Source organism: Lunatimonas lonarensis, assembly GCF_000390185.1.
In the GTDB taxonomy this organism is placed as follows: Bacteria; Bacteroidota; Bacteroidia; order Cytophagales; family Cyclobacteriaceae; genus Lunatimonas; species Lunatimonas lonarensis.
In genome coordinates, this window is the sequence record NZ_AQHR01000014.1 from 1 (window position 1) to 1,510 (window position 1,510).

Below are 1,510 nucleotides of genomic sequence, written 5' to 3' on the forward strand. Positions count from 1 at the left end.
TACTACTTTACGGAGTTAAAAATTTTGGCCAATAAGGCAAAATTAGCTATATTGTGGTAACATATATAGCGTCTTCAACCATTACCGATTGAATTAGGCCCATGCTTCTTCAATCGGATAAAAAAAATTTTGATTTTCGGGTAAATTTCTGTGAATCAGCTGTTAAGCTACAGGATTTCGCCGCCTCATTCAACCCACATTTTACCTGTCACCGTTTCGACAACACCCCGACGGCCCTGGAGTACATAAAGGGGCTGATGGTCTGCGAGAAGAACACCGCCAATATGGAAAGAATGGAAGAGACAATCGATTTGTCCGATTACAGGCGGTACCAGCACTTCCTTTCCAATTCCACCTGGAGCCACCATGCCGTAATCAGGGAGGTTCAGGTCCAGGCCTCCTCAGTCCTTGCCGTGGAAAAGTCCAGGAACGGCGAGCCTGTGGGCATAGTGATCGATGAATCCGCCCACCTCAAGAAGGGCCTCATGTCGGTCGGGGTTTCCCGCCAGTATGCCGGACTGATCGGAAAAGTGGACAACTGCCAGGTGGGCGTGTATGCCTCCCTCTGCAATGGGACCCATGCCACCCTGGTGGCGGAAAGGCTCTTCCTGCCGGAAAGCTGGACAGGCGACCTTCAGCGGTGCCATCGGGCAGGCATCCCCGGGGAGGAGTGTATCCCCAGGACGAAACCCCAGCTGGCGCTGGATATCATCGACGAATGCGTCGCGAATGGCGTTGCCTTTGACTGGGTGGGCGGAGACGGTCTCTATGGCCACAGCGGAGAACTCACCAAAGTACTTGATGACAGGGGCCTGTTTTTCGTACTTGATGTCCACAGGGACCAGATGGCCTATCTGGAGGAACCGCCCATATCCGTTTCCCCAACAGGGAAGGGCAACCCGAAGACCCAAAGGATACCTTTCAGGCTGGACACCTACTGTGCCGCCCTGCTGGACCAGCATTGGAGCAAGGTAAAAGTAAGAAAGACGGCAAAGGGATGGCTAAGACTCATGGTACACACCTGCAGGCTATGGATATGGGACGGCAAAGAGGACAGTGCCAGGGAAAGGACACTGGTCATCACCAGGACGCTGGGCAAAAACCCAAAGACCAAGTACAGCCTAAGCAACGGCGGGGTGGACGAATACACGCCAAAGCAATACGCTTACTTTCAGGCACAAAGGTACTGGGTGGAGAGGACCTTCGACGACAGTAAGAATGAGCTGGGCCTTTCCGATTACCAGACGAGGAAGTGGATAGCATGGCACCACCACCACGCCCTGGTATTCATGGCAGCTCTCTTCATGATGAAAGAGCGGATAGCAAACAGCAATGACTTCCCACTCATGAGCGTAAGGGACCTGAGGATATTGATGGTCGTGTTGCTCTTTGGCAGCCCGGAGGATTTTGAAAAAAAGCTCAACCAGATGAAAACCAGGCATAAAAACCGTAAAAGAGACATCGACCGGTATTACCAAAACGATGGCTAGTTTAACTTAGTAAAGTAGAA

Annotated in this window: 1 protein-coding gene; it reads left to right on the forward strand. The window is 51.8% G+C overall.

All coding sequences use genetic code 11. The features are described 5' to 3' along the window. The first annotated feature begins 101 nt into the window (after positions 1-101). Entirely contained in the window at positions 102-1,490 is a 1,389-nt protein-coding gene (locus tag ADIS_RS22120; protein ID WP_010852482.1) for an IS701 family transposase, read from the forward strand. The last annotated feature ends 20 nt before the right edge of the window (positions 1,491-1,510 follow it).

Bases quoted from the DNA above. Each gene is read 5' to 3' on its own strand.
- ADIS_RS22120 (WP_010852482.1), top strand. From the start codon at position 102: ATGCTTCTTCAATCGGATAAAAAAAATTTTGATTTTCGGGTAAATTTC.